We start from the raw sequence: 25,970 nt of genomic DNA, 5'->3' as shown, positions 1-25,970 counted from the left end.
CTCTGACTCTTCTCGATAAGAAAGTTCAGAGGCGACAACTAGTCTGACGCCGGGGGAGACGCTCGTCAGGCGCCTTGCCGCGGATGTCGGCTTCGATGCTGTAGAGTTCGCCGATCATCTCGAGCAGTTGCTGGGTATCTGAAGTCGGTGTGCGCGCGTGAACATCGTAAATGTACCGCCTCGCGTGATCCCAGCATGCCGCTTCGTGGATCTCGCCGCTCGCATACAGTTGATCGAAACCGGCGTATGCATCGGCCTGCAGGATGCCGCGGAATGCGGCGAGTCGGGTCTGAGGATGGACGCCTTTGCGATTTGAGGAGAAGTCGAACCATACCGCAGCCGGCTCAGTCGAGCCCGAGCGGTGATCGTCACGCACGTAGACCCAGAAGCGACCGGTCACCGTCTTTCCGTTGCCTGGCGCGAGCACCGCAACCGGTGTGTCGTCGACGTGTACCTTGCCGGGGACCAGCACGTAGCGCTGGATTGCTTCAACAACCCCCGGCGTCAGACTAGTTGTCGCCTCTGAACTTTCTTATCGAGAAGAGTCAGAGGTACAGGGTGAAGGCGAAACAAACGTATGCGGTCCTTAAGGGACGCCCTAGCAATGGACGAGTGATTCTCTGATGCTACCTGTCCACGTGGACAGCTGGGATGAGAGTACATGACAGAAGATCGAGACTTGCGTAGCCGTCTGGTAGTCGGCGCGAAACGGGATGGTCGCCGGGAATACGATCCGCAAGCCCGCGAGGAACTGGTCCAGTTGTGCATGACGTCCGGCGTTTCGATAGCCCGGACGGCGATGCAATACGGCTTGAACCCGAATCTGTTGCGCGAGTGGATCACGCGCTATCAGAAGACACATGCGGCGCGGAATTCGGCGGATAAGGAACTGAGACCAGCAGACAGGGCATCGCTTGATGTCACGCCGCCTGCCTTGCGGACTGACGCGACCGACGTGCCATCACCATTTGTACCGGTCGTTCAGGGGGCTGTGACGGTTGAACGAGCGGTGTCCGCGCGCACACCATCGATCACGGTTGCCTTGCACATACGTTTGCCTAACGGTGTTGAGTTCGACATCGCAGAGGCGACCATCGACGAGCTGACCACCGTGGTCCAGATGCTCGGGAGGATGCCGTGTTCCGGTTCGACGATAATCTGAAGGTCTACCTGCACCGCGATCCTGTCGACTTCCGCTACGGCATGAACAGTCTGTCGATTCTCGTCGAGCAGTCGATGCGCCTAAATCCGATGGACACGTCGCTTTACATCTTCGGAAACCGACGTCGTGACCGGATAAAGATACTTGGCTGGGACGGCAGTGGTTTCTGGCTTTTTATAAAACGATTGGAGAGCAGCCACTTCATCTGGCCAGACAACAAGGCTGAGATCGTGACGATGACGAGCAACGTGTTGCACGCGTTGCTCGATGGCGATGACATCACCGCGATACGACGGCATCCGAAGCAGGAATATCGCCGCGTGAGCTGAACAGTGAGGCCGTGCGCCGGTCTAACCGGCCATGCCGATCAATGTCACGATCACCGCCGAGGAATTGAAGGCGTTGCTCGCCGAGCGCGATGCTGCTCGTGCATTGCGAGAAGAACAGGAGGCCTTACGCGGCGCCTTGCGGCTTATGACCGCAGAGCGCGATCTTGCTGAGGAGCGACTCCGAGCCTACCGTCGCGAACTGTTCGGCGCCAAGAGCGAGGCACGAGATTCTGATCAACTTGGCTTGTTCAACGAAGCCGAGGTGCTCGGCGCGAACAGCGCGCCTGCTCAAGAAGACACGCCGGAGACGACGGTTGGCGCGCACAAGCGCAAGAAGCGCGGTCACCGCAAGCCGCTTGATCCCAATCTACCGCGCGAGGTCGTGCGGCACGAACTGCCCGAAGCCGAACGCTTTTGCACGAACGATGGACAAGCGCTCGTCGAGATCGGCGCGGAGATCAGCGAGCAGCTCGATGTGATCCCCGAGCAGCTTCGAGTGATCCAACACCAGCGCGTTAAATATGCGTGTCCGTGCTGCGATCTCGGCATCAAGGTCACTCCAGCGCCGCCGCGCATCATCGCGCGCGGACTGTTGAGCGAAGCGGCGCTCGCATGGATCGCCACCGGCAAATATCAGTTCGGCGTGCCGCTCTATCGCCAGGCCGGTTTGCTGTGTCGCTTCGGCGGAGACATCTCGTCGAACACGATCGCCGCCAGCATGGTTCGCGTTGGCCTCGCGACCCAGCCCGTGATCAACCTCATGCGCGATGCGTTGCTTGATGCCGAACTGATCTACTGTGACGAGACGACGTTCCAGGTACTGAAAGAGAAAGGGCGCAAGCCGCAAACGAAGAGCTACCTCTGGGCGCAGATGACCAATTCAGGCATCCCCATCCGCTGCTTCAGCTATACGCCCGGACGCGGTGCCAAGCTGGCCGACAAGCTGTTCACGGGGATCCGCAAGGGCGCCGTTCTGATGACTGATGGCTACGAGCCCTACAACGACATCGCTCAACGCTACGACCTCGTGCACCTCGGGTGTTGGGCACACCTAAGACGGTACTTCATCAAAGCGGAGGAGAACGTGCCGAAAGCCGCGCGTTCGCCCGATCTGCTCGCGACACGCTTCATCACGCTGATCGGCAAGCTGTTCACTGCGGAGGCCCGCTCTAAGAAATGGGCAGCTGAGCGACGACAGCGACTGCGACGTCGATACAGCACGCGCATACTCGACGCCATCTACGCTTTAGCCCTCGCGGAGTCGCCCGGCGTCGTACCAAAAAGTTTGCTCGGAAAGGCACTGACCTATCTGCGCGAGCAGTGGCCGAAGCTGATCCGCTACGTCGAGAACGGCACTTGGGCCATCTCGAACAACCCTTGCGAGAATGCGATTCGCCCCTTCGTCGTCGGGCGCCGCTCATGGCTTTTTAGCGACACCGTAGCGGGGGCGAACGCAAGTGCAAACCTCTACAGCCTGATCGAAACCTGCAAAGCCGGGGGCATCGATCCCTATCGCTACCTTCACTGGTTGTTCCAACGTCTTCCTCTGGCGAGGACCGTTGACGACTACGACGCGCTGCTTCCTTGGAAGATGCCCGCAGATCTCCGCTGACCCGCATTGCTGACGCACATCACGCGCTCTCCACCTTACTCCGAGGGGCGTCGTTCGTGGATCGCGTACAAACAAACGTATTCTGTTGAATTTAAGGAACAGGCGCTGTCGAAGGTCCTGCAGCGCGGCCCCCGAACGGTTGGAGCAGTGGCCGACGAATTGAACGTGAACGTACTGACGTTAAGGAAGTGGATGAGAGGCGCCGCCGCCGCGAAGCGGAGCTCGGGCTCCGAACACGCAAGACGTCCGGAAGACTGGTCGCTGGAAGAACGGCTGATGGCCTTGCAGGAGAGCCACGGGTTGGTCGACGAAGCGTTGAACAGCTGGTGTCGCGAGCGCGGCCTGTTCGCACATCATCTCGCGCAGTGGCGAGCGGATTTTTGCACGGTCGGTGGAACCGGTAGTCGGCGCGAGAGCGCCACGGAAGTCCGGGATCTGAAGCAGGCCAATTTCGAGCTGCAGCGCGAACTCAAACGCAAGGAGAAGGCGCTGGCTGAAGCTGCGGCGCTGTTGGTGCTGCAAAAAAAGCACCGTGCGCTGTTCGGGGGCGAGGCCGAATGACGGTCCCTGAAGAGCGCAAGGCATTGATCGACCTGATCAGCGAGGCGACCCTGGCCGGGGCTCGCCAGGCGCGTGCGTGCAGCATTCTAGGGCTCAGTGCTCGAACGGTTCAGCGCTGGCAGCGCGGCGAACCTGACGCGGTGGACGGGCGCTCGTTACGGCATCACGCGCCGCGTCACAAGCTCTCTGCCGACGAACGCGCCGAGCTTCTGGCGATCGCGAACTCGCCCGAATTCGGTCATCTGCCGCCAAGCCAGATCGTGCCTCGACTGGCAGACCAGCAACGCTATATCGCCTCCGAATCGACGTTCTACCGGGTCCTGAAGGCCGAGAAGCAACTCGCACACCGGCGCAGCGAACGGCCGGCACAGGCACGCAGCAAACCCCGTTCGGTTTGCGCCGATGCACCGAACCAATTGTATAGCTGGGACATCACGTATCTGCCGACCACGGTTCGTGGGCAGTACTTCTACTTGTATCTGTTTCTCGACGTGTTCAGTCGCAAAATTGTCGGCTGGCAGGTGTATGCCGAGGAAAGCAGCGTGCTGGCCAGCGAAGTCCTCAAGGACCTCTGCGCGCGCGAAGCGATACAGCCCGCCCAGGTGATTTTGCATTCGGACAACGGCGGCCCGATGAAAGGCGCGACGATGCTTGCCACCCTTCAGGCGCTGGGCGTCATGCCGTCGCTGAGTCGCCCGGGCGTGAGCAACGACAACCCTTACTCCGAGTCGTTGTTCAAGACCCTAAAGTATCGACCTGCTTATCCGCTCAAGGCATTCGATACCCTGTTTGCCGCGCGCACGTGGGTGGGCGCACTGGTGCGCTGGTACAACGAGGAGCATCGTCACAGCGCGATCCGGTTCGTCACGCCGGCGCAGCGTCATGCCAACCTCGATCAGGACATTCTGGATCGACGCGCGGCGCTCTACGAGTACGCCCGGCAACGCAATCCGCTTCGGTGGAAAGGCCCAACGCGCAACTGGCAACGCGTCGATGCTGTGCACCTGAACCCGGATCGAATCGATAACCAGGGCGGTACCCCACGACGCCCTAACCAGGAGAGAAAGGCAGCCTGAAATTATTCGTTGAGGCGACAACTAGCTTGAAAATTTCCGACAAGCGGTCCGCAGAGCTCGGCGATCTGCCCGATCCAGCGGCCCATACTGGCCCGATCCAACGTGACGCCGTCGCGTGCCGCAATCTCCGATTGGCGGTACAGCGGTTGGTGATCTGCGAACTTCGATACCGCAATGTCGGCCAGCAGGCTCGGATGCGCGATGCTGTGCTCGATGGGCAGGCTGGGCATCGCGGGCTGTTCGATGTGGCCGCAGTCAGGACAGCACAGCTTGTGACGGATCGTGCGGATCACTTTAAACGCAGCCGCCACGCGCGCGAGCTGCTCGGAGACATCCTCGCCGAGTTGCTGCATCGTTGTCGCACACTTGGGGCAAGCCGGATTCGGCGTGAGTTCGATTTCATCGCGTGGCAAGTGCGGCGGCAGCGGCTCTCGCGTGGGCGCTCGACCGGGCGGCGCCGTCGATGTCTTCTCTTGGTGCTTTCGCGTCTCGGCAGCGCCCTGACCGGCCGTCAGGTCTTCCAGCTGCGCCTCGAGTTTATCGATCTGCCGGGCCAGTTTCTCGGACTTGCTCCCGAAGTACATCCGCCTGAGCTTGTCGATCTGCGCCTTCAGGCGTTCGATTTGGTCGTCCCGTGCGGCGATCTCCCGCACCATGTTCTCGATCGACGCCTGCTGCTCGAGCACCAGAGCCTGGAGCTCCGCGACGGTGGTGGGAAGCGGCGCAGATTGGGACATGCGTCGCAGTTTACGAGCCTTCGATGTGGTTTACAACATCGACAGAGCAGCGGTGCGTTGCGGGTGTCGCCAGTCGATGCCTTCGAGGAGCATCGACAGCTGTGCGCTCGACAGATGGATTTTTCCACCGTCGGCCTGGGGCCAGATAAACCGGCCTCGCTCCAATCGTTTTGCGAGCAGCCAGAGCCCATCGTCGGTCGCCCAAAGCAGCTTCACGAGATCGCCGCGGCGGCCGCGGAAGATAAATACGTTGCCGCCCAGCGGATTCTCTTCGAGCGCCGTCTGCACTTTCGCGGCCAGCCCCTGGAAGCCGCAGCGCATATCTGTCACGCCGGCCACGAGCCAAACGCGCGTACCTGCCGTGCCGCGCGTCAAACAACATGAGAGCAGCGCGTCAATCAGGATGAGAGTACTGGCGTTGCGGCAGCGGTGAAGGGCGTAGCCTGGAACCGCTGCCGCAACGCCGCGCCGAGGAGTCCGCCCCGCTGCCGGGGCGCTTTATCGGTGGTCGCGGTAAATCGGGTATGAACAGCTCTTTCGTGTAGCGAACGGAGGCTGCGTTGCCCGGCCGACACATCAACGACCATCAGATGAGGCTCTACATGAAGTACAGACTCAAGGAAGGACCGGCTCAAGCGGCTGCGCGCGCCGGGTTCAGCGCCGCCACGGGGTATCGCATCGATCAGGACCGGCGACTGCCATCACAGAAGAAGGCGCCACGTGCGCGTCGTCGTCCCGATCCCTTGGCGGCAATCTTCGACACCGAGATCGTGCCGCTGCTCCAGTCCGCTCCCGGCATTCGACCGATAGCCGTGCTGGACGAGATGCTTCGGCGCCATCCCGACCTCCCGGGCAACGTGCGCCGCACTCTGGAGCGCCGTATTCGCGACTGGCGTGCACTCCATGGCGAGGAGCATGACGTTATGTTCCGTCAAGTACACGAACCCGGTCGTCTTGGGTTGTCCGACTTCACCGAGATGGACAGCCTAAGCATTACCGTGGCGGGTCTCGCGCTTGACCACCGCCTCTATCACTTCCGGCTGGCCTGCTCGGGCTTCGAGCACGCTCACGTCATTCTCGGCGGCGAGAGCTTTGTCGCGCTGGCTGAAGGGCTGCAGAATGCCATCTGGGCACTCGGGGGCGCGCCGCGCGAGCACCGCAGCGACAGCCTGTCGGCGGCGTTCCGCAATCTCGATGCCGACGCGCGCAAGGATCTGACCACGCGTTATGACGCTCTGTGTGCCCACTACGGCATGCAGCCCACACGCAACAATCGTGGCGTTGCCCACGAGAACGGCTCCATCGAGAGCCCTCATGGCCACCTTAAGAGCGCAGTGCGTGATGCGTTGCTTCTGCGCGGCAGTCACGACTTCGACAATCTCGATTCCTATCGCCGCTTTATCGACGAGATCGTCGGTCGAATCAACGCGCGTAACGGCAAACGCATTGAGCTCGAGCGGGCACTGCTTCAGCCGCTTCCGGTCCAGCGTACGTGCGACTACGAGGAAACGCGCGTGTATGTCACGACCACCTGCGGCTTCGTACTGCGCAAGGTGTTTTATACCGTCCCGTCACGGTTGATCGGCCATCACCTGCGCGTACGGCTGTACGACGACCGGCTGGAACTGTTTCTGGGCGGCACGGCCCTCATGACATTGCAGCGCGGCCGCGCAGGTCCCAACGGCAAGCACGGTCACGTAATCAACTACCGGCACGTCATCCACGCGCTGCGCCGCAAGCCCATGGCGCTGCTCAACCTAGTCTACCGCGATCAGATCTTTCCGCGCGAGGCGTATCGATTGACCTTCGATCGCCTGCTTGAGCAGCTTGCGCAGCGCCAAGCATGCAGAACCATGGTTGAACTGCTCTGAGATTGACCCGCTCCGACGGACAGATTTGCAGTTAAAGATTTGTCGTGGCCCGGCCTCCGTTAAGCGTTGAGTTGCGGGTTGTCCACGGATGGGCAGCGGGTCGCTTCTCACGACCGCGACGCTGCCCGTCGGTGGGCAACTCGCAGGGTGATGCGGTTTTTGTCTTCGCGCTCAGGTTTTCGAATTCGAGCGGTGAACAATAGCCGATGCTGCTATGCAGGCGGCGTACGTTGTACCAGCCTTCCAAGAAGGAGAAGATGCGCCTCCGTGCTTGTTCATGGGTCGCGAAGTGTTCGCGCGCCAGGAGCTCTGCTTCAAGCGTCCCAAAGAAGGATTCGCACATCGCATTGTCGTACGCGTCGCCGGCTGTACCCATCGACGGTTGCACGCCGGCTTCGCGGCAGCGTTTTCCAAAGGCAATGGATGTGTATTGGGCCCCCTGGTCGGAATGCAAAATCACACCCTCATGACGTCGCTGCTGGAGGGCCATGTCGAGCGCGCGCAACATCAGTTCGGTGTACAAGTGGTTCGACATTGCCCAGCCGACGATGCGCCGGCTGAAGACATCAAGCACCACGGCCAGATAGAGAAAGCCTTCTGTCGTCGGAATGTAGGTGGCATCTGCGACCCACAGTATGTTGGGCCCTTCAGCATTGAAGTGCCGGCGCACGAGGTCCGGCGCACGCCGTGCCCCCGCACGCTGGCGCGTTGTACGGGGCCAGCGCCGTCGGCTTGCTCCCCGTAGGTCCGCGATGCGCATCAGGCGCGCGACTCGCTTGCGTCCCACGTGCACTCCCTCGCGCGCAAGTTGCGCATGGATGCGCGGCGCCCCATACGTACCTCGCGAACTCGCATACAGCGTACGAATGCGCGTCAGTAGCTGAGCATCGCTACGTGACCGCCTTGATGGCTCCCGCACCAGCCACGCGTAGTAACCGCTGGTCGAGACTCCCAGCAGCCGCGCCATCGTAGCAATGGGCCAACGGGCCTGGTTTGCTCTCATGAATCCGTATCCTTCGAGGACACGGCTCCTGTCTCGCGGGCGAACCAGGCTGCGGCGTGAGAGAGAATGTCGCGCTCCGTCTTTAATTGCCGATTCTCGCGGCGCAAACGGGAGAGCTCTTGGCGCTCAGCCGTGGTCAACCCCTCCTGACGCACGCCGGCGTCAATATCCGCCTGCGCCACCCAGTTGATTATCGTCTGCACACTAGGCTCGAACTCTCGCGCAAGCTCCTCGGGTGTTCGCCCCGCCTTCACCAGCTCGACTATGTGAGCCCGGAACTCCGCCGGGTACGGTGCTCGATGCTTGCCCATTTTGGCACCCCCTTTTCCAAAGGATAGGTGTCCGTTTTGGCGGGTCAATCTCACTCGGCCTCGCCCATGAGCACAACTGCGAAGCGCAACTGGCTCAGGCGCTGCAGCAGTGCTTGGACGATGGACAGTTACCCGACCTGGACGCATTGTGTTCTCGTTTCGAAGCGAAGCGCGCGAACAGCATGCCGGAGGTGAACGTCAAACTGGCACCGCTGAGCGACTACGAAGCCCTACTTGATATGGCAACGGAGGTGACGGCATGAGCCTCGACATCGACGCCACACGCCTGTCGTTGCTGCTCAACGATTTGCGGCTGCCTGCCATCAAGCAGATCTGGTCTAGCTTTGCCGAGCGCTCCGATACGGAAGGCTGGCCAGCGGCACGCCTGCTGATGGCCCTGGCCGAACACGAGATCGCCGAGCGCGATCGACGCCGAGTCGAACGTCACCTCAGGGACGCGAAACTGCTACCGGGCAAGACACTGGAGAACTTCGATTTCGACGCAGTGCCGATGGTGTCGCGCGCGCACGTCTCGGCGCTTTGCGCGGGCGACGGCTGGTTGCGTAACGGCACCAACCTGATTCTTCTAGGGCCGAGCGGAGGGGGCAAATCGCATTTGTCGTCGGCGATCGGACTAAGCCTGCTGGAGAAGGGCTGGAAGGTCTTCTTCGCTCGCACTACCGACCTCGTGCAACGGTTGCAGGTGGCTCGCCGCGAGCTCGCGCTGGAGTCCGCCATCAACCGGCTGGATCGCTTCGACCTGGTCATCCTGGACGATTTCGCCTATGTCAGCAAAGATCAGGCAGAGACGTCGGTGCTGTTCGAACTCATCAGCGCCAGGTATGAGCGACGTTCCCTTTGCATAACAGCCAACCAGCCGTTTGGCGAATGGGACAAGGTCTTCCCCGACCGAGCCATGACAGTGGCCGCCGTCGACCGTTTGGTCCACCACTCGACCATCTTTGAGTTGAACGTCGAAAGCTACCGTCGCCGTACTGCCCTGCAGCGCAAGCAGCACGGACCGGGGCGCCCGGCCAGTCGAGCGACACCAAAGAACGTCGGCGTGCCAGCTACACAAGAGCATCAGCACGGCATCGATCTCACCGAATAACCCGCTAATCTCATCCTGATTGACGCGCGGCTCGCAGGCAAAGCGAGCCCGCGTCAATCAACCCCGTCATCACCCTCCACGCCACCACATTCTCATCCTGATTGTCGCGCAGCCAGAATAACCGCGGCGTCGCCATTACACAGCTATCCTCATTGACTGGTCGCTACGGCGTTGTCAGGTTGTTGGGTCGGTCACGTAAGATGATGCGATGAAGAAATCGAAATCGCTCTATCACGGTCACCGTTTCCCGGCCGAGGTCATCAGTTGCGCTGTGCGTTGGTATTTCCGCTTTCAGTTGAGCTTGCGCGACATCGAGGAACTGCTCTTCGAGCGCGGCGTGACCGTGACATACGAGACAATCCGATGCTGGTGCGATAAGTTTGGCAACGGCTTCGCTCACCGGGTGAAAGCCGCGCGACGCAAGCCGGGTAGCACCTGGCACCTCGACGAGATGTTCGTCACGCTGCGTGGCGAACCGCACCTGCTGTGGCGCGCGGTCGACCAGCACGGCGCGGAACTCGACATCTTGCTACAAAAGCGGCGCGACAAAGCCGCGGCCAAACGCTTCTTCGAGCGTGTGCTGCGCTCGAGCCCGGTACCGCGCAAGATCGTCACCGATCAGTTGCGCAGCTATCCGGCGGCAAAGGCGGAGATCCCCGAACTTGCGAACGTGAAGCACGTGTTCGTCAAAGCGGCCGCCCGACTGAACAACCGCGCGGAGAACAGCCACCAACCGACCCGCGAACGCGAACGGCGTATGCGCGGCTTTCGCAACCCGAAACGCACACATACAACCGACCCGCGAACGCGAACGGCGTATGCGCGGCTTTCGCAACCCGAAACGCACACAGAAATTTCTCTCGTGCTTCGGGCCGATCAGGCAACACTTCGCGCTCAAGCGGCATCTGCTGCGCGCTTCACTCTATCGGAAACAACTCGAAGGGCGATTTGTTGCCTGGCGCGAGTTCACCGGGGTCACCCGAAATCCGTCCAGCGCCTTCTGAGGGACGCTTTTTCTTGCCGTCTTTCCGACTCAGTCTCGACAAGTTGACAGAGCCGAATACACGCCCTGACGCCAGAAAATGGAAGATCGGTTCACGTGCGAAAGCCTCGCGTGGGAGTGCACGATATAATATCGACAGCCGGAACTGATCGAACAAAGGGCGGCTTCGCGGTGAGGTGCAGACGATTGAGCGGCCGAACTTCGAACGGCGTGAACGACTCGTCCTGGCCGCACTGAGCCACCTGACGTTCACTCCGCAACGTCGTCGTGCCTCACGCCTTCTGACTTCGAATGGCGCACAGCCTTTCCGAGCCAAGGGCCGAGCTTTTGCTGAGGCAACTGCCGTCTCTTCGCTGATATGTTGTTGGACTGGTGGGACGACAGTCTGGTCAACGATAAACTGGCTGCTGTGTCCATCGATCCTTAACAGGCCGCTGAAATACTGATCGCAGAGGTCATCGCGGGATGTGCCTGAAGCGTTGATAGAAGGACCTAACTTGCCCCCCCGGAGATCATGCGCGGCGCCGACACGTTCACTGAGAGTTTGTTTTCCTTTCGCAAGCTCGACGACTTCGTTCCGGCGTCGCATCCGCTGCGCTCGATTCGCGTCATGGCGAACGAAGCGCTCGCCAAGATGGATCGGCTGTTCTCCGAGATGTACGAGGTCGACATAAAAGGTGGACGGCCGAGCATCGCGCCGGAGAAGCTGCTGCGGGCAATGCTGATTCAGATCCTCTACAGTGTCCGCTCGGAGCGACAATTGATGGAGCAGGTGCAATACAACCTCCTGTTTCGCTGGTTCGTCGGCTTGGCAATGGATGATGTGGTGTGGGTGCCCACCGTGTTCACGAAGAACCGCGAGCGGTTGATCAAGCACGACGCGGTCATCAAATTCTTCAACGAAGTGGTGGCCATTGCCGAGAAGAAGGACCTGCTCTCAGGTGAGCACTTCAGCGTGGACGGCACCTTGATTCAGGCGTGGGCGGGCCACAAGAGCTTCGTGCGCAAGGACCGTGACGATCAGGACAACGATGACGGCAGCGCGGGCGACTTCAAAGGCAGCAAGCGCAGCAACGAGACGCATCAGTCCAAGACTGATCCTGATGCGCGGCTCTATCGCAAAGGCAAAACGGCCAGCCAATTGCGGTACATGGGCCATACGCTGACCGATAATCGGCACGGCCTGGTGGTCAACGCTCGCGTGACACACGCTGATGGGCATGCCGAGCGTGAAGCGGCCAAGATCATGATCAACGATGCGCGGCAAGCGGCAGAAGATGCGAACGCAGAAATCACGCTGGGTGCAGACAAGGGTTACGACGCACAGGAATTCATTGAAGCCTGCCAGCAAATGAAGGTCACCCCGCACGTTGCGCAAAACACTTCTGGGCGGCGTTCAGCGGTGGCCGACGCGATTGCATCAAGCCTGGGCTATTCCATTTCGCAGCGAAAGCGCAAGTTGATCGAACAAGGCTTCGGGTGGGCCAAGACCGTGGGGCGCATGCGCCAAGTGATGGTGCGTAGTTTGGAGAAGGTTGACCAGATGTTCGTGTTGAACATGGCCGCCTATAACCTCGTGCGCATGCGGTCACTGGGACAAGTCCGCCCATAGTGGCGCAATGAGTAGTCACGAGGCCAACAATCGGCCTCAAACCGTCGAAAAAGACGGTGAATTCGCGTTGAAATTGCACACTGCGAAAAATCGCGGCAAAGGCCGCGGCGACAGACCAAAGCTGCGTCGTAAGCACCTGTATTTCAGCAACCTGTTAAGCTGCCCCATGAGCACCAAGACATCTATCAGGTATCACCACGGTGAGGCGACGGAGCCATCCTGGCATCTCTACGAAGAGGCGTTCGAGAAGGATGATGTGGTCTACCTCGAACTCGAAGGCGTGCAAGCCGACGTCGTGATGATTGACAGTGTTTGGGGGGCCAAGGCCGGCACGGTGCTGCTACGGTTGCCCAACGCGACGGCGCGTCAGCTTGGGTTGCTGCCGCACTCGGATGAAGGCGATGCGCCGCCGGTGGGCAAGGGGTGAACTCGCACGCCATCACAAGCGATGGCGCTTGGAGGAAAGGACTGGAGTAGCTGTCCGATGCGCCCACGCCTCTTCCGAGATCATCACGGGGTTAATCTCGGTGAAGCGCATCCACGTCTAACACCATTCAAGCCGCCTCGGCCTGTAACGTGAAATCAACGTGGATAGCATCGTAGGGAAAAATGATGTCGCCGTTGTCCGAACGTTCCAGGACGCCAACATTGATTAGCGCGAGAACGTCATCATGCACGCGGCGGACATCGCGATCGACGCGCCGGGCAAGTTCTCGAATCGACATTGCGCCCGCGCCTGTCATCTTCTTGAGGATGTCCCAGCGCAGCTGAGTCAGAGTCCTGAGCAACAGTTCGGGCGTAGCGAAGCTGATGAATTCGCCCTGTTCTTCGCCACGCATTGCGGCTGCGAAACTTCGGGTGATGTCGTCGCGGGAGGCCATCCCGAGCGTTACCGTGGTCATTGTGCTGCCCTCCATTGGTCTACGTCTGACCAGAAATCAGCCATAAGCTGTTCCGGCGTCGTGAATGCATAGGGCGTCTCGACTTCACCGACATGCTTATGGTCGCCCTTCCCGCGTTCGTTGTCGTAACGAAGAACGCATACGTTCCTCTCGATGTACGCGGCACTATATTTGTAGAAGTGTGCGCTGCCCTCGACCGGTTGCGGAACCTTCCAGACAAGTAAGGCCGCAAAGGACTGCTCATCGACCGGGACACGGCGTTTCAAGAGGCGGATTGCATTCATGTTGACAATGATGACAACGCGCGCCGCTGTTGTCAACCATGTCAACACCATCATTTCGCAAGGCGTTGTCAAGGGGGACCATTAGTTGCGTCCTTGCGGCAAGCGAAGCGTTACCTTTTTCTCAGGCTTTTGAACTGCGTGCTCCGGACTTTCGTAAGTCCATCCACGCGAGCCAGCCTCGACGATAGGCGCGCGCGTCAACCAGTGCGTGATGGATGCGCTCATCGTTGGTTTGATAAAAACTCGACACCGCACGGTCGTAGACCGTCGTATCGATGAGCGGGCGCAGGTCGAAATACCGCCCATCCAGATTTTCGGGACGGGGTTCGCCGATCAGTTGCAGAAGGAAGCGAAAATCAGTTGGCGAATCGCACGCCGCTTGGACATACCGCGGCGCCGAAGCGAACCAGGCACGGAGTTGGAAGCGCGCCTGCGTGATCGGCAGTGGTGACCCGTCCAGCCTCGGCAACACCTCGCGGAGGACAAACCCGTTGCAGTCTTCAGGCCGCCAGGTGTCGGCCAGCTCGACGTAGAACTCGCGTTGCCCATCTTCAGCAACGAGTCCCAGGCTGATCAGCCCCGGATCCGCCTGCCCTTCCCCGGTATATTCCGTATCTAAAAAAAGTAGCATGCGTCGACGCTCCTAGCGATCGTCTCGACCGGTGTCGCGGCTCTTCGCGGCTTGGACGAGCGCCCTGCCGCTGCGATAGTGAATGATGACCCGCTGATCCTTCATCGGTTGACCATCCAGTAGGCTGCGCTCATGCAGCACATACTCGTGCTCTCGGACCGACTGTGCGACGAAGTGAGCGTCCTCCCAAAGAATATGGCCGGTATAACGCTTGTTGTGCGTGCTCGCGTGCGAAATGGTCGCGTTCGGATGCTGTTGAAGGATCGCCTGCTTGATCTCCGAATCGCTTGCTTCTGCACCAAGTGACGGCGTCAGGGTCGTGGGTTGGGCCGGTTGTACTTTACTCTTCGCCGAGCGGATCGCCTCTCTCTCGGCCTGAAACTGACGCTCCAGCTCGCGCAATTCGATATTGCGAACAGCGATGCCGTGCTCGACCGCCATGCGTACGACCCGCGCCTTAAACGCGAAATCGCCCCCGTAGACCCGAATGCCGTCGGGCCACTTCTCGGCGCTGTAACGCAGGCTCAAGCTCAACGCTTCGTCAGACACGTCCGCCCTTCTGTAGGTAACGCGCTCACCCTCGTCTCGAAAAGCTTCCTCGCCGCTCGGGAACCGGTACGTGACCCGGCCGTTTTTTGCGATCCACCAGACAAGATTCTCGAGGTGTCGCAACTGAGGATCGCTGCGTTGCGGCTGCGCTGGACCGATTGCATGGACCTGCGCATCGATTTCATCGCGGGCGAGCTTCTTCTTGTGATTCCGGCCGTCCTGATAGACCATCCCCCGAAGTGCGCTGATTGCTGCCTCGTCACCGAGCTGCGCCTGCTGCTCGACCCACTCCCGCCAGGTCGGAATGGGCGGCAGCAGCGCGCGCCGCTCGTCGCGCTCTCGGCGGATCTGCTCGACCAGTTGCGCGCGCCGGCGCGCCATCGAGACTTTCGCAACCATGTACGCCTGCTGCTTTTGACCCGGGCTGAGCAACGGCTCGCGACGGATCGCGGCTCGCAATTGCTTCTGACGCTCAAGGAGCGCCAGATGTCGCTCGCGATCCTCGGCGACAAAAGGCGCCAGTTGCCGGCGCGCTTCTGCCTGCCACTCGCGGGCGGCTTTTTCCTCGGTCTTGAAGCGGGCATGCAGCGCATCGCGCAACGCCCGGCGTTCCACCCGCGACTCAAGGCGTTTATCCGGGTCGCGCCGATAGGTCCGCCGGGGTGCAATGACCGTCTCAGCGTTGGGCGCCTCGAAGGGTCCGAAACGCGTTTCCAGTTCGGTTCGCCGGAGAAAGCGAAACGCCGCGGACGCGCTGACCGCCAGCGGCTTGCCCTGCTTGGCAAGAGCGGCCTCGCTCACATCCGCGACCCTCAGCCCTCCTCCACCCGCGTCGCGCAACTCCAACCCGTGTAGCGTAAGCGCACGATGCACGTCTTGCCAGCTTATGGTTTCCTCGTCTTTCAGCACGCGCTTGAGGTCTGCGGCCGGCTCGCCTTTGCACCACGTCTCCAGCGACTGTTCACCGGACCAGACCTCGGCGCGTTGCGCACCGGCACGGCTGGGCGCCAGGTCCGGATCGCGATAGTCGAGGTTGCGCACGATGTGCTTCTGGCCGGCAATAACTTCCACATTGAACGCGCCGTTATCGTGATGCCAGCCGTACTGGATCTCGACTTCGCGCGCGGCACGATGCAGCGTCAGGTAATCGTAATAGGGGTCGAAGGCCCGAAAGGTCTTGGGGTGAATCCGATTGACCTCGATGTGCGCGTGCAAATTGTCGGTGTTGGCGTGAATCGCGATGATGTACTGGTGATCCTGCATACCGAGCGCCGCGAGCGTGTGCCGGGCCGCGGCGAAAATGTCCTGCGTCGCCGGCCGCTCGTGTTCCGGCCACGACAGGATGTAGTGATAGACCGGTTCTTTTACCCGCGGGGCCTGCTGCGCGACGGCGTACATTTCCGCTGGCGCGTTCGCGAGCGACGACACATTGCTGATCTCGACACCAATCGTTTTTTCGACCTGCTCCCCCAGCGCGTCCAGCACGCTTTCTTTCGTGATGTACTGCGTGAGGGTCGACCAGCTGTACTTCTCCGGCGGCTCGCCGGACTGGGTGATGCCGTGCGTGACATAGGCGGCCAGCTGACGGAACGACGATTTGCCGTCCCGGCGGTTGGGCACGACTTTGGGAATCATCGGTCGTCCCCGCTCTGCCAGACGCGCTGGATCGCGGCGCACACCGCTTCCATCGCACGCTCCATGCTGGCCGGCGACAACGCACGCTCAGCCTCCTGTACACCGCGCAGGCTTACGTGCATTTCTTTGAGCTCGTCCACGCACTCGCGTAACAGATTGATCGCATCGACGTCGGAGCGCTGACGCATTGAGCGCCCCAGCCCCGCGCGCGTGAGGTACTCCGTCACCGTCAACTTCCGGTCCCGCGCCTTCGCTTCGATGGCGGCCTTGTCTTGCGCCGTCAGACGCAGCCGGACCGACTCACTTTTCCCCGCTTCGCTGTCTTTTTTCATTGCTGTTTTCTGTTCTTTGAATCTCACTCGCACTACGGGTCTCGGGGCAACGCCCTGAGTTCGACGGAAAGGGTCGAGGTGCGACGGGGGCCGCAGGCCCCCGAGCGCTTCGATCCGGTGTATCTACGCGACTTGTCGCGTAGATACATTCCATATCCTGTCCTAGATGTACCGAGCCGAAGCGTCTATGAAGCCATCTATGGAATCGTCTATGAGGCCGTCCGTGAACTTGCCTGCAAAGCGAAGCGCATGACGGCGCTGCATTTCGCTTACCCAAAAGATCACCGATTGGTCCAGTTCATCCAAGCTTGCGTAGAAGGACTTTCAGTGCAGGATCTGGAGGGTGCCACGACAAACGAATTCGTCTGAAGGTTATGATGATAATATGATTATTAACCAGCCGACTCGAACGGAGAAAAAGAGGCACGCTATGTCGTCGACCCGAATGAGCATCACCCAAGACCAGATTGAGATCGCTCGACAGAAGCTGCTGGAGGCGATCTACAACGAACTGCCAGACGACAGATTTCGCGGCAGGGAAGCGCTAACGCAGCTGCTAAACACCCTGGTCGCGGCGCGTCAAAAAGGAATGAGCTTTGAGCGAATGGCTGAGATTCTGCAGAAAGAGGCTGACTGGCACATCTCGGTCCACACCTTGAGACAGTACTTTTTCGACCTTAAAACTGACGCTGAGCTAGCGGCAGAAAGTCTTCGCCATGCAAAGAAAGTAGCCGCGACCCGCAAGGCGTTAGTCACACAGACTGTGGCGATCCGAACCGCGCACGGGGACGCAATCGCCGTAAGGAGAGCAAAAGTAGCCCGCTCCGCGCCTAGGCTTATCAATATCTTGGAGCACGAAACGGCTATGCCGTCGACGGGCACACCGGTGGTGCCGAAAGCGGAATCCGGACGTGCGGAACGGCCGTTGCCACGGCGGGAAAGCCCACGACCGGCTTCGCCGGCCGCGCCGGTTCCGCCACCGACTGCGGCGGCGTCCGAACCGGCGCGGGTTGGAAGTGAGAGGGGGATGCCCGAAACCGCCGTCGAAGAAAAGCCGTCGACGGCGCTTCCGACGTCAGAAAAAAGTCACCGGGCTGCGCCCGATGTCCAAAGTGAAGGCGCGAGAACGTTGGCTCAAATCGAGGAAGTTAGCCTCGCGACAGATGAGCGAACGGAACTGCTGGAGGACGTGGAGCTAAGGGAGGGGGATATGGTCTACTACGTGTCGGGGAAGCCCTTCAAAGGCTTCCTTGCGTTTCGACAAATCCACCTTCTGCGGACGGTGGGGCGACTGATCGCGCCCACCAAAGGTAGAACAAGCAAAGATTTCGTGAAAATGCCGGTGAACCTTTGACGCATCGGGCGGCGTAATTCATTAGTGCGCAAAGGTCGACGTCGCTACCTAGCATGCTGGGCGTCGCGAACGTTCTCGTGGGCGGTCGAAAAGAAATCATCTTGCCTCGATGCCGCGTCAAGCTTCGAAAGGGTCTTGGCGTAGCGGCTGACGCTCGTATCGTCGATGCCGTTCGCGCCTGCGGCGGCGCAAATCACGATCCGGCGAACTGTATTCACCCGTCCAACGTAAAGATGACAATTGCGGCGGCGGGCCAATGATCCCATGCGCCCGCAGTGGCCTCGTCCATTCGGTCGAACCGCCGATAAAAATCCCCGCGGCTGGACAAAGCTCCCGCGCCACGTCATCTAGCTGAAGGCCGTCCGGTACGGCGATCAGCAGCTTCGTCGGAATCTCGCGCGGACGCTCTTTCCACGCGAGCGAAAATTCCAGCGACGCCATTCCGCCCTGCACGACGTCTGGGAGAACGATCCATTCAGCCCGCTCACCGACAAGGTCCACGGCCCGCAAGAACGCCGTCTCATCGAACCATTGTCCTTGCTGGTACGCCGTCCATGCGCCATTGTCGAGCGCTTAGGGCATTCCTTTCGACCGCAGACTGTTGCCTTTGGGCGAGAGCGGCATGTCCGATCGGGCTTCCGTTGTAGCTGCCAGGTGGGTTTTGTTCCCGTGCGGCTGGCATTCGCAACCATCGGTTGCCGGTGCATCGTCAAACGTCCTCGATGCTCCGGTCGTCGTCCGCTTACCCGTCGACGCAGTAGTAGTAGTAGTCGGTATACGCCGTTACTGCTTGTCCAGGCTTAGTCAAGCGTTCAACGCTTCGGTCCATCCTCGTGTGTCCGCGTCACCGTCTAAATGTCTATCGCCGTCGTTGTCGGCCTCGTCGTCCGACTCGTCCGCCCGATTTACAGCAGTTGGGCGAACGAATTGACGTGAATCGATCCCCGGTGAGTTGCCCAACGATCGCTTCGCAAAGCGGGAAGCCGTGAACAAAGATTTCGCCCTGTCTCTCGAGCGCGCGCAAATCCTCGGGCTGCTCAAGCGCCCATCGATCGGCGATCCGCCACGCCGCAAGGTGATAGGGAGAGAGAGGTGGCCCCGTTCGTTCGGACAGCTTTTTCGATTTTTAAGTGGAACGCTGGGTGCTCACGCTGCCGTTCTGATCGCGGGCAGCATCGCGAAGTAGGCTTCATCTGGGGTCTTGTCCGACAGACTTGAATGAGGCCTTTGTTTGTTGTACCAGGTGAGGTAGTTAGCGATGGACTTCTGTGCATGGCCGACGGATTCGTAGGCCTTCAAATAGATCTCTTCATACTTCACGCTGCGCCACAGTCGTTCGATAAAAAGGCTCTTTTGAAAGCGGAGTGGGTAACGGCCTTCAGCGGGCATGCGAGTTGAAGGCGGAGAAGTCCAGTTTGCCTGCGATGAGAAACAGGACCGTTCGCATGGTTTCGAAGCGAGCGTATCCGCGTGCCTTGCGTTTGGCGGCCTGAAACAGTCCGTTGATGGCTTCGATGAAGCCGTTGGTCTGGCGGGTCTGGGTCCAGGCGACGATGCCGTCGAAGTGCCGGCGAATCAATCGCACCACGTCCTTCATTGGTTCGACCTTCGAGCGCATGACGTTGGTGCACCACTGTTGCAACATTTCGGAGACGACATTGATTTGCTTGCGCTCGAGAATCTCACGCAGTTGCTCGCGATACAGCCAGGCGCGGGCCGTGCGGCTGGTGGTGTACTGACTGATAAGCGCCTCGAGGTCGGTCAGTTGGGCCAGATTGAGTTTGTTCGCGTCTTTCAGCAGTATCCAGCGCATGCCTTTAAGTTCCGGGTCGACCTTCTGTTGTTGCCGACGCACTGTATCGAGCGCCTTGGACGCGTGCGCGACGACGTGAAACTTGTCGAAGGTCAGCCGCGCATTGGGTAGATGTTCGTCGACGCCCTTGATGAAAGCCGGCGACATGTCGATGCTGACCGAGCCGACCTGCTCGGGCTTGCCGCCGTGTTGGCCCAGATAGGCGGCGAAGCGTTCAATCGTGCTGGCATCCTTGCCGGTTGTTACGAACACGACCCGCCGCGCCTGCATGTCGGCAACCAGTGTCAGATACTCATGACCGCGCCGGTACGAGGTTTCGTCAATCGCCACCATCGTCACATCCGACAGGTCCGCCGACGCGAGCGCCAGTTCCACATAGCGCGAGCAGATGGCGTGAACCCGGTGCCACGACAAGTTGACGATGCGCGCCACGGCAGCAAACGGCATCTGCTGAGCGAGCATCAGCACGAGCGCCTCGAACAGCAACGTGAAGCCGCTGAGTTGGCCGACCCAATCAGGTTCCACCAACCGTACCGAGCCGTCCGGCAAGCGCACGCGCGGCACCCGTACTTCCAGATAGCACTCGTGCTGGAAGAAATTCAGATGGCGCAGACGCTTGATTTGCGTGTCGTGCACCGGATGCTCGCCGGCGACGCTGGCATAACCGAACCGGCTGCCCGCGACGAAGTCCACGGCAATCGTGAGCTGGCGTTTGCCGGCATCAAAGTCGACGCTTTGTACATACCACGGGGCCTTGATTCCCAGAGCGGCTTCAAACAGTTGGTTCGTCATTGTTCGTTTCGTCTTGCATGGTTGGTTGCAGCATTCTGCCGCAACCAGCCATGACTCAGCTTATCGAATCAGTGCGCCTCAAGGGTTCCCTGCGCCGAGCTTACGCTCGCCCTTGACCCGCCAAACCACCCACTGAGAATTCAAAAGAGGCGATAAAAACGTTGTCCCGCCAGCTTCCCTTGCCATCCATCGACAGGGCGATTCCGCGCGAGAGGACCGCGTCGGTGAAGACTGTACTGGTAAATTGGCTGCCTTGATCGGTGTTGACGATCTCAGGCAATCCATATTTCGCGAATGCTTCTTCAAGCGCCGCCACCGCATGCTCAGCTTCCATCGTGATCGCGACTCGGTGCGCTAAAACACGGCGGCTGGCCCAATCGATCACAGCTGTGAGATAGACGAAGCCGTGTGCCATAGGCACGTATGTCGTGTCCAATGCGTACACCTGACTGCTGCGCTCGATCTTCCGATCGCGCAGCAGGTACGGCCAGATCTTGTGGGCCAGATGTTTGCGGCTCAAGTTCGGCTTGCGATACAGCGCTTCGATGCCCATTTTGCGCATCAACGTGCCGACGTGCTTGCGGCCGACCACTATGCCCTCTCGCTTGAGCAGGCGCATCAACATGCGCGCGCCAGCAAACGGATGCTCCAGGTGCAACTCGTCGATACGGCGCATGAGCGCCAGATCCGCGGCACCCACCGGGCGCGGCGCATAGTACGCACTGGATCGGCTGATGCCGACCAGCTCGACCTGCCGCGAAACCGCTAGGGGGTGGGCACGATCAATCATTTCTTTGCGCTCAGCAGGCCTGCCTTGCCGAGCGCGCCGGACAAAAAATCATTCTCCAGCGCCAGTTGGCCGATCTTTGCGTGAAGTGTCTTCAGATCCACCGGCGGCTCATTGACGGGCGAGCTCGTCGCGCCGAACACGTCGGCCGCTCGTTCCTGCAACTGCCGCTTCCATTCCGTGATCTGGTTCGGATGAACCTCAAACTGCTGCGCCAATTCTGCGAGCGTGCGCTCCCCGCGTACTGCTGCCAGTGCCACCTTCGCCTTGAACGCCGCTGAGTGCGTGCGCCGGGTTCTCTTCGTCATCGTCTGGTTTCCTTTATAGGCATTATGCCTATCTCAAAACCCAGCGACTCCACCTAACCGACTGTCCAGATTTCCGGAGCCATCTCTGAGCGACGAAGTGCGGCAAGCGTTTCGGGTGAAAGAACCCGCGACGCGATCGTCAGCGGCGGTGGATTGTTTTCGAGCATGACTTCGTTCTCCATGGCCCTTCGTGATTGCAACTGGACTACTGATCGATGGCGCGGCCCTGCCGTTCTTCTTCGCTCGGGATTCGCCGGCCGCGCTTCAAACCGTATTCATGTTCCGGCGGCTAGCCTTTACTTGATCGAAAAAGTTATCCACGGCGTATTCCGCGCCATGCACACCAACCTGCCGATCAACAAACTCCGAGATGAGAGCGAGCTGATAGCTTCGAAGGTAAGACGACAAGGGTTCTGATTCGAAGAGGTGGTTGCCGTCCCACGTCTCTTGCCACTTCAAATCCGGCTTTTGCACGGCGGCGAGAGTCAGGGCCAGGATTTTCACGGCCATCTGATCGTGAAGCCCGTCATTGGCGACGATATCGCGAACTAGCGCGCGCAATCGCACGTCGCTCAGGTTCTGCGGCAGCGCAGCCTCCGGTCCGCGTGCGCTCAGCTCGCGCGATAAGGCCACTACATCGGTCCGTGGCAGGTCAAACGTGGCAGACCGCGCCGTCCCGCGTGCAACCTCAAAACGTTTCGTTTGCATGGATGGGTCTTAAATACCGTGGTCATAAAAGCATAGCATCTTGACCATGGAGGTATGAAAAGAATCTCAGCTGCTAGTGACGGCACCGGCTATCTTATTGGTCTAGGACGGGCTATTCGCGCGCTGCGCAAGGAACGCGGCCTTTCGCAAGAGGTGCTCGCGCATGAGGCCCACATCGACCGCAGTCACATGGGAAAGATTGAACGCGGCGAGCGGAACGTCACGATCCTTAACATTCTTCGGATTTGCGAAGTCTTGAAATGGTCGCCTTCTCAACTATTGGCGCGTGCTGAGGCCGGCAATGGGAGTGGCTCCGGATCGTGAGATGAAGTGCGGTTTTCTGACGGTAGTCGGCCAAACGGCCCGCCTTTGGGCCCGAAACGTTTAGCGCTTATCCGAGTGAGACGTTCAAAGGTCGCTGACCACAGAGGGCGACGCCTTGGCAATGCTCCGGCCGTCACCTTGAGCAATTCCCGACGATGCGCGCACGAGCGGCAAACAACGGTGAAGCTTCTTCGAGCCCATCCTTGTTGTCTTTGATAAGCGGCTCTCAGCCCAGAGCGGGGCCCGCGTTGCAGACGGTGCCTTTGTGCTTGACGGGCGGCCGTGCAGATAGCCTTACCTAGACGCTAGCACCCCGTGGCAGCGATCGAGGTAACCGGCGTGGGTCGCGGGCTTTCAGAGTTGGTTCTTGCTGTGCACACACGAATACGGCGCCTATTACGACAATCAATTCTTCAGGGAAAGCGTCCTCCCCTATTTGTGCCGTGACCGATGTGTTCGCCCTCTTTGCAGGAATTGCTCAATCTTCGTATCTGAGATTGTCTAAGAAAGAGCTAAGAACCTTCTTAAAACCTTCTAGCACCTGTCCGAGCGACCGGGGTTTCCTAGTAAATTCAGATGTTTACGCCGGTCGACCGGTGGCTATTTGACTAAAGTGGGTGTGTATCCGACTAGTTGGAGTAAGCATTTGACTTGTATCGGTGCGCATCTGACTTAGAGCGGTGAGCATTCGACTATTGCTCTGTGGATGATGCGCTTCTCATCCCTTATGCTGGCAAAACTGGCACTTTTTTGTATTTTTTACGTTGCAGACCGCTGCAGCTTCGGGCGAAAAGCCGGTTCGTCGCTCCGTTGGTGACTATTCGACTTGACTCCGGGCTGCTGGCGAGCTTGTTCCGAGTCAAATGGTCACCGTTGATTGAAGCGCTGGTGATCATTTGACTGAAGTCGAACTGCGGTTGCGTTAGCCTTGGGTCAACGGACCCGCGTCGCTCGCTACCCTATCGGCGTTGGCAGTAAGCATTTGACTGCGGACCACCCTTACCTTGTCAGTTTCGTCCAATTCCCAAGACGAAAGGAACCCTACTTCCGTCAAGCGGTCTAGTGCGGCTTTGATCGCGCGGCGGAAAAATTTGACCTCAGCCATACGAGATCCACATAGCTTGTGTATTGTCTCGACCTTCATCGGATACGGATGTTGATTGGTCGAGTAGAAGGCATGCAGCCACTTCTCCAAAGGAGAAAGCTTGGTCCTGATTTGCCAATCGATACGTGTGTAATCCCCAGGTTTGAGCTGTGCTGCGACCTCGCTGTTTATCTGCACCTTCCAAAAGGTCACTTCGTCAAAACCGCCCTCTTGCGCACCGGCGTATTTCAGCAGGAGTGGTCCGCCATAGACCACGGGAGCGCTGCTTTTCGTGCGGGAGCGAGTTACTTCCAGCGCGCACGCCGTTAATCGACGTATGGTTTCCCGCAGTTCTACGAGGCTGCGAGAGTTTTGAGTCCAGCCCAGCATCTTTATGAGAGAACGGGCCTCGAACTCGACCCACTCCTGTCGATTGTCAACAGTGGCACCGCGAGACAAATGGAGGATCTGCAAGTAGACGTCATAGTCGCGCTGGCGCAGTTCCTCTCCTGTGTACGTGATCTTGATGTGTTCTAGCGCACAGATCGGCTTCGCCTTGAGATCCATACGTGCATCCCTTTGCCCGCAGGTGAAGAGCGCGGACCGAACCAGATCGTGCAGCACGGGCCGATGGTCTTCCGACCATAGCGGAATCTGGACACGAGTCGGTGGTCGTGGCGACTGTTGATTTGCGCTCTTCCGCCCGGCGAGGGATTTCTCTAGCCTTGCGACGATCTCGAGAGCTGTCTCCTTGGCCGCTACCTTCTCGGTCGTAGCTGGGGATTCAAGAAATTCGGAGGAAATCAAACTCGGCGTTTTCTTTGTCATTTGCTTTGTTCCTCGGCGTCGATCAGGTATTCTATTGCCGATTACTTTTTTCGAGTATAACAACAATTTCTAATCGGACGGACAATGATTGATCCTTTGCGCCCTGAATACACGATCGATGACATCGAGGATCAGGCCAATCGCGTAGCGGACGTTGTAGAGCGTGTTCGGAATAGCATTTTTTCGCCGGATTACATCAAAAAGCCCCCTACTTTCTCCGTCGCCCAACTTGCTGCTCTTTGCCGCATCGATCGCAGCGCCCTCATGAGACGGGTCGCAAAGGGGGATCTTCCCGCCGGCAAGGAAATAAACAAATCCCGTCGCGATTTCACGTTGGCCGAGGCGCGGCGCTGGGCACGTGCTTACGGGCGGTCGTATACGCGAGGACCAGATGACCGGGCGGTAGTCGTAACGACCGGGAACAGCAAAGGCGGTGTAAGTAAAACGACTACGACAATGTGTATGGCACAAGGGCTGTCGCTTCTTGGGTACCGGGTGTTGTGCATAGATTTGGACCCGCAGGGGTCGCTTACGAGCCTATGCGGTTACCTGCCAGATACTCAAGTTCAAGAGGAAGACACTATTTTGCCGTTATGCGCTGGGGATGAGCTGTCGCTCCAGTATGCAGTCAAGCCGACCTACTGGGATGGACTGGACGTCGTCGGTTGTAGTCCAGTCGCCTTCGCAGCGGAGTTTCACATCCCAAGTCGACAGTCGAAGCGTGAGCCCGATTTTCGGTTCTATGACGTGCTGAACAAAGGATTGCAGGACCTTCGAGCGGAGTATGACGTCATTCTAATTGACACCTCTCCAACGCTTTCCTACTTGTCTTTGAACGCCTTCTTCGCTGCTGACGGGCTAATCATGCCGATACCACCTCGCGGCATGGACTTCGCCAGTTCGAGCCAGTTCTGGACTCTTTTTTCGGGTTTAGCTTCTTCGATTGCCGAGCAAGCGGGTGCTGAAAAGACGTGGAAATTTATCGACGTGCTGCTTTGCATGACCGAGGGGCAGGGAAATGTGAACGAAAGCGTGGTGAGGGAATGGGTAAAAGTGGCGTACGGGGACAAGCTAATGACAGGCGAAATTCCGAAGACAGTTGTATCGAGCTCGTCCGGGACGAAGTTTTCTACGGTCTATGACATAACCAGGTACACGGGTAGTGCCAAGACATATCAGACGGCGCGAGTTGCCTATGACGCAGCCGTCGACCAAGTAGAGGCTCAAATCAGGCGTGTCTGGGTTAATTGA

The 25,970-nt window shown here is 59.4% G+C and carries 21 protein-coding genes and 7 pseudogenes; 12 read left to right on the top strand and 16 right to left on the bottom strand.

The genetic code is table 11. The features are described 5' to 3' along the window. Positions 1-31: 31 nt before the first annotated feature. Positions 32-487, bottom strand: a pseudogene (locus LDZ27_RS28770) (transposase); the annotation flags it as partial. A gap of 174 nt (positions 488-661) precedes the next feature. Between LDZ27_RS28770 and LDZ27_RS28765 the strand changes: the two are divergent. From LDZ27_RS28765 to LDZ27_RS28750, 4 genes are all read left to right on the top strand, one after another. Then, on the top strand, positions 662-1,162 hold the full coding sequence (locus tag LDZ27_RS28765; protein ID WP_244814114.1) for a transposase: 501 nt from the start codon (positions 662-664) through the stop codon (positions 1,160-1,162). Then, complete coding sequence (gene tnpB / locus LDZ27_RS28760) at positions 1,138-1,491, top strand: IS66 family insertion sequence element accessory protein TnpB (RefSeq protein WP_244814113.1); 354 nt, start codon at positions 1,138-1,140, stop codon at positions 1,489-1,491. Before LDZ27_RS28765 ends, tnpB (LDZ27_RS28760) begins: the two co-directional genes overlap by 25 nt. A gap of 31 nt (positions 1,492-1,522) precedes the next feature. Next, positions 1,523-3,103: an IS66 family transposase gene (locus LDZ27_RS28755; RefSeq protein WP_244814112.1), complete on the top strand. Its 1,581-nt coding sequence runs from the start codon at positions 1,523-1,525 to the stop codon at positions 3,101-3,103. A gap of 60 nt (positions 3,104-3,163) precedes the next feature. Beyond that, a protein-coding gene (locus LDZ27_RS28750; RefSeq protein ID WP_244818737.1) for an IS3 family transposase occupies positions 3,164-4,740 on the top strand; the annotation gives its coding sequence in 2 pieces (ribosomal slippage) (positions 3,164-3,632 and positions 3,632-4,740; 1,578 coding nt in all). Positions 4,741-4,766: 26 nt separating this feature from the next. Here the strand turns inward: LDZ27_RS28750 and LDZ27_RS28745 are convergent. Together LDZ27_RS28745 and tnpB (LDZ27_RS28740) are read right to left on the bottom strand one after the other, a co-directional pair. Next, positions 4,767-5,477: pseudogene (locus LDZ27_RS28745) on the bottom strand (transposase); the annotation flags it as partial. A 30-nt stretch (positions 5,478-5,507) separates the two neighbouring features. Further along, entirely contained in the window at positions 5,508-5,798 is a 291-nt protein-coding gene (gene tnpB / locus LDZ27_RS28740; protein WP_244818736.1) for an IS66 family insertion sequence element accessory protein TnpB, read from the bottom strand. 269 nt (positions 5,799-6,067) lie between these two features. On the opposite strand from tnpB (LDZ27_RS28740), the pseudogene istA reads away from it, so the two are divergent. Beyond that, positions 6,068-7,345, top strand: a pseudogene (gene istA, locus LDZ27_RS28735) (IS21 family transposase); the annotation flags it as partial. 181 nt (positions 7,346-7,526) lie between these two features. Here the strand turns inward: istA and LDZ27_RS28730 are convergent. Continuing rightward, positions 7,527-8,662 (bottom strand): annotated as a pseudogene (locus tag LDZ27_RS28730) (IS3 family transposase); the annotation flags it as partial. A 259-nt stretch (positions 8,663-8,921) separates the two neighbouring features. Here LDZ27_RS28730 and istB point away from each other — a divergent pair. The 4 genes and pseudogenes from istB (at position 8,922) to LDZ27_RS28710 (ending at position 12,815) form a co-directional block, all read left to right on the top strand. Beyond that, on the top strand, positions 8,922-9,773 hold the full coding sequence (gene istB, locus LDZ27_RS28725) for an IS21-like element helper ATPase IstB (RefSeq protein WP_244815364.1): 852 nt from the start codon (positions 8,922-8,924) through the stop codon (positions 9,771-9,773). Positions 9,774-9,981: 208 nt separating this feature from the next. Then, positions 9,982-10,777: pseudogene (locus LDZ27_RS28720) on the top strand (IS6 family transposase). A 513-nt stretch (positions 10,778-11,290) separates the two neighbouring features. Continuing rightward, positions 11,291-12,388 carry an IS5 family transposase gene (locus LDZ27_RS28715; RefSeq protein WP_244814578.1) on the top strand — a complete coding sequence of 366 codons (1,098 nt, stop codon included), beginning with the start codon at positions 11,291-11,293 and terminating at the stop codon, positions 12,386-12,388. A 7-nt stretch (positions 12,389-12,395) separates the two neighbouring features. Continuing rightward, complete coding sequence (locus LDZ27_RS28710) at positions 12,396-12,815, top strand: hypothetical protein (protein ID WP_244818676.1); 420 nt, start codon at positions 12,396-12,398, stop codon at positions 12,813-12,815. Positions 12,816-12,942: 127 nt separating this feature from the next. Here LDZ27_RS28710 and LDZ27_RS28705 read toward each other — a convergent pair whose 3' ends face one another. The 5 genes from LDZ27_RS28705 to LDZ27_RS28685 form a co-directional block, all read right to left on the bottom strand. Beyond that, on the bottom strand, positions 12,943-13,290 hold the full coding sequence (locus tag LDZ27_RS28705) for a transcriptional regulator (RefSeq protein WP_244818675.1): 348 nt from the start codon (positions 13,288-13,290) through the stop codon (positions 12,943-12,945). Then, complete coding sequence (locus LDZ27_RS28700; protein ID WP_244818674.1) at positions 13,287-13,628, bottom strand: DUF6516 family protein; 342 nt, start codon at positions 13,626-13,628, stop codon at positions 13,287-13,289. The genes LDZ27_RS28705 and LDZ27_RS28700 overlap by 4 nt, the downstream gene beginning before the upstream one ends. A gap of 67 nt (positions 13,629-13,695) precedes the next feature. Then, the gene (locus LDZ27_RS28695) at positions 13,696-14,205 is read right to left on the bottom strand and encodes a hypothetical protein (protein ID WP_244818673.1); all 510 of its coding nucleotides are present in this window, start codon (positions 14,203-14,205) and stop codon (positions 13,696-13,698) included. Positions 14,206-14,217: 12 nt separating this feature from the next. Then, positions 14,218-16,389 (bottom strand): TraI/MobA(P) family conjugative relaxase, encoded by a 2,172-nt coding sequence (gene traI, locus LDZ27_RS28690; protein ID WP_244818672.1) that lies wholly within the window; start codon positions 16,387-16,389, stop codon positions 14,218-14,220. Beyond that, positions 16,386-16,721, bottom strand: a complete 336-nt coding sequence (locus LDZ27_RS28685) for a hypothetical protein (protein WP_244818671.1) — start codon at positions 16,719-16,721, stop codon at positions 16,386-16,388. Before LDZ27_RS28685 ends, traI begins: the two co-directional genes overlap by 4 nt. Before the next feature lie 445 nt (positions 16,722-17,166). Between LDZ27_RS28685 and LDZ27_RS28680 the strand changes: the two genes are divergently transcribed. Continuing rightward, entirely contained in the window at positions 17,167-18,075 is a 909-nt protein-coding gene (locus tag LDZ27_RS28680; protein ID WP_244818670.1) for a hypothetical protein, read from the top strand. A gap of 117 nt (positions 18,076-18,192) precedes the next feature. Here the strand turns inward: LDZ27_RS28680 and LDZ27_RS28675 are convergent, their stop codons facing one another. From LDZ27_RS28675 to LDZ27_RS28655, 6 genes and pseudogenes are all read right to left on the bottom strand, one after another. Continuing rightward, on the bottom strand, positions 18,193-18,516 hold the full coding sequence (locus tag LDZ27_RS28675) for a hypothetical protein (protein WP_244818669.1): 324 nt from the start codon (positions 18,514-18,516) through the stop codon (positions 18,193-18,195). Positions 18,517-19,221: 705 nt separating this feature from the next. Further along, positions 19,222-19,419 (bottom strand): annotated as a pseudogene (locus LDZ27_RS28670) (integrase core domain-containing protein); the annotation flags it as partial. A 34-nt stretch (positions 19,420-19,453) separates the two neighbouring features. Continuing rightward, positions 19,454-20,680: an ISL3 family transposase gene (locus LDZ27_RS28665; protein ID WP_244814135.1), complete on the bottom strand. Its 1,227-nt coding sequence runs from the start codon at positions 20,678-20,680 to the stop codon at positions 19,454-19,456. A 151-nt stretch (positions 20,681-20,831) separates the two neighbouring features. After that, positions 20,832-21,775 (bottom strand): annotated as a pseudogene (locus LDZ27_RS28660) (IS3 family transposase); the annotation flags it as partial. 53 nt (positions 21,776-21,828) lie between these two features. Continuing rightward, positions 21,829-21,957 carry a hypothetical protein gene (locus LDZ27_RS28935; protein ID WP_255751478.1) on the bottom strand — a complete coding sequence of 43 codons (129 nt, stop codon included), beginning with the start codon at positions 21,955-21,957 and terminating at the stop codon, positions 21,829-21,831. 82 nt (positions 21,958-22,039) lie between these two features. Beyond that, the gene (locus LDZ27_RS28655) at positions 22,040-22,483 is read right to left on the bottom strand and encodes a hypothetical protein (RefSeq protein WP_244818668.1); all 444 of its coding nucleotides are present in this window, start codon (positions 22,481-22,483) and stop codon (positions 22,040-22,042) included. 54 nt (positions 22,484-22,537) lie between these two features. Between LDZ27_RS28655 and LDZ27_RS28650 the strand changes: the two genes are divergently transcribed. Then, positions 22,538-22,807: a helix-turn-helix domain-containing protein gene (locus LDZ27_RS28650; protein WP_244818667.1), complete on the top strand. Its 270-nt coding sequence runs from the start codon at positions 22,538-22,540 to the stop codon at positions 22,805-22,807. A 922-nt stretch (positions 22,808-23,729) separates the two neighbouring features. Here LDZ27_RS28650 and trfA read toward each other — a convergent pair. Then, positions 23,730-24,719 (bottom strand): plasmid replication initiator TrfA, encoded by a 990-nt coding sequence (gene trfA / locus LDZ27_RS28645; RefSeq protein ID WP_244818666.1) that lies wholly within the window; start codon positions 24,717-24,719, stop codon positions 23,730-23,732. 84 nt (positions 24,720-24,803) lie between these two features. Between trfA and LDZ27_RS28640 the strand changes: the two genes are divergently transcribed. Further along, positions 24,804-25,970 carry an AAA family ATPase gene (locus tag LDZ27_RS28640; RefSeq protein ID WP_244818665.1) on the top strand — a complete coding sequence of 389 codons (1,167 nt, stop codon included), beginning with the start codon at positions 24,804-24,806 and terminating at the stop codon, positions 25,968-25,970.

The sequence above is a fragment of the Caballeronia sp. Lep1P3 genome, from assembly GCF_022879595.1.
In the GTDB taxonomy this organism is placed as follows: Bacteria; Pseudomonadota; Gammaproteobacteria; order Burkholderiales; family Burkholderiaceae; genus Caballeronia.
Note: the sequence above shows the minus strand (reverse complement) of the source record. Positions and strands in the feature narration are given on the sequence as shown.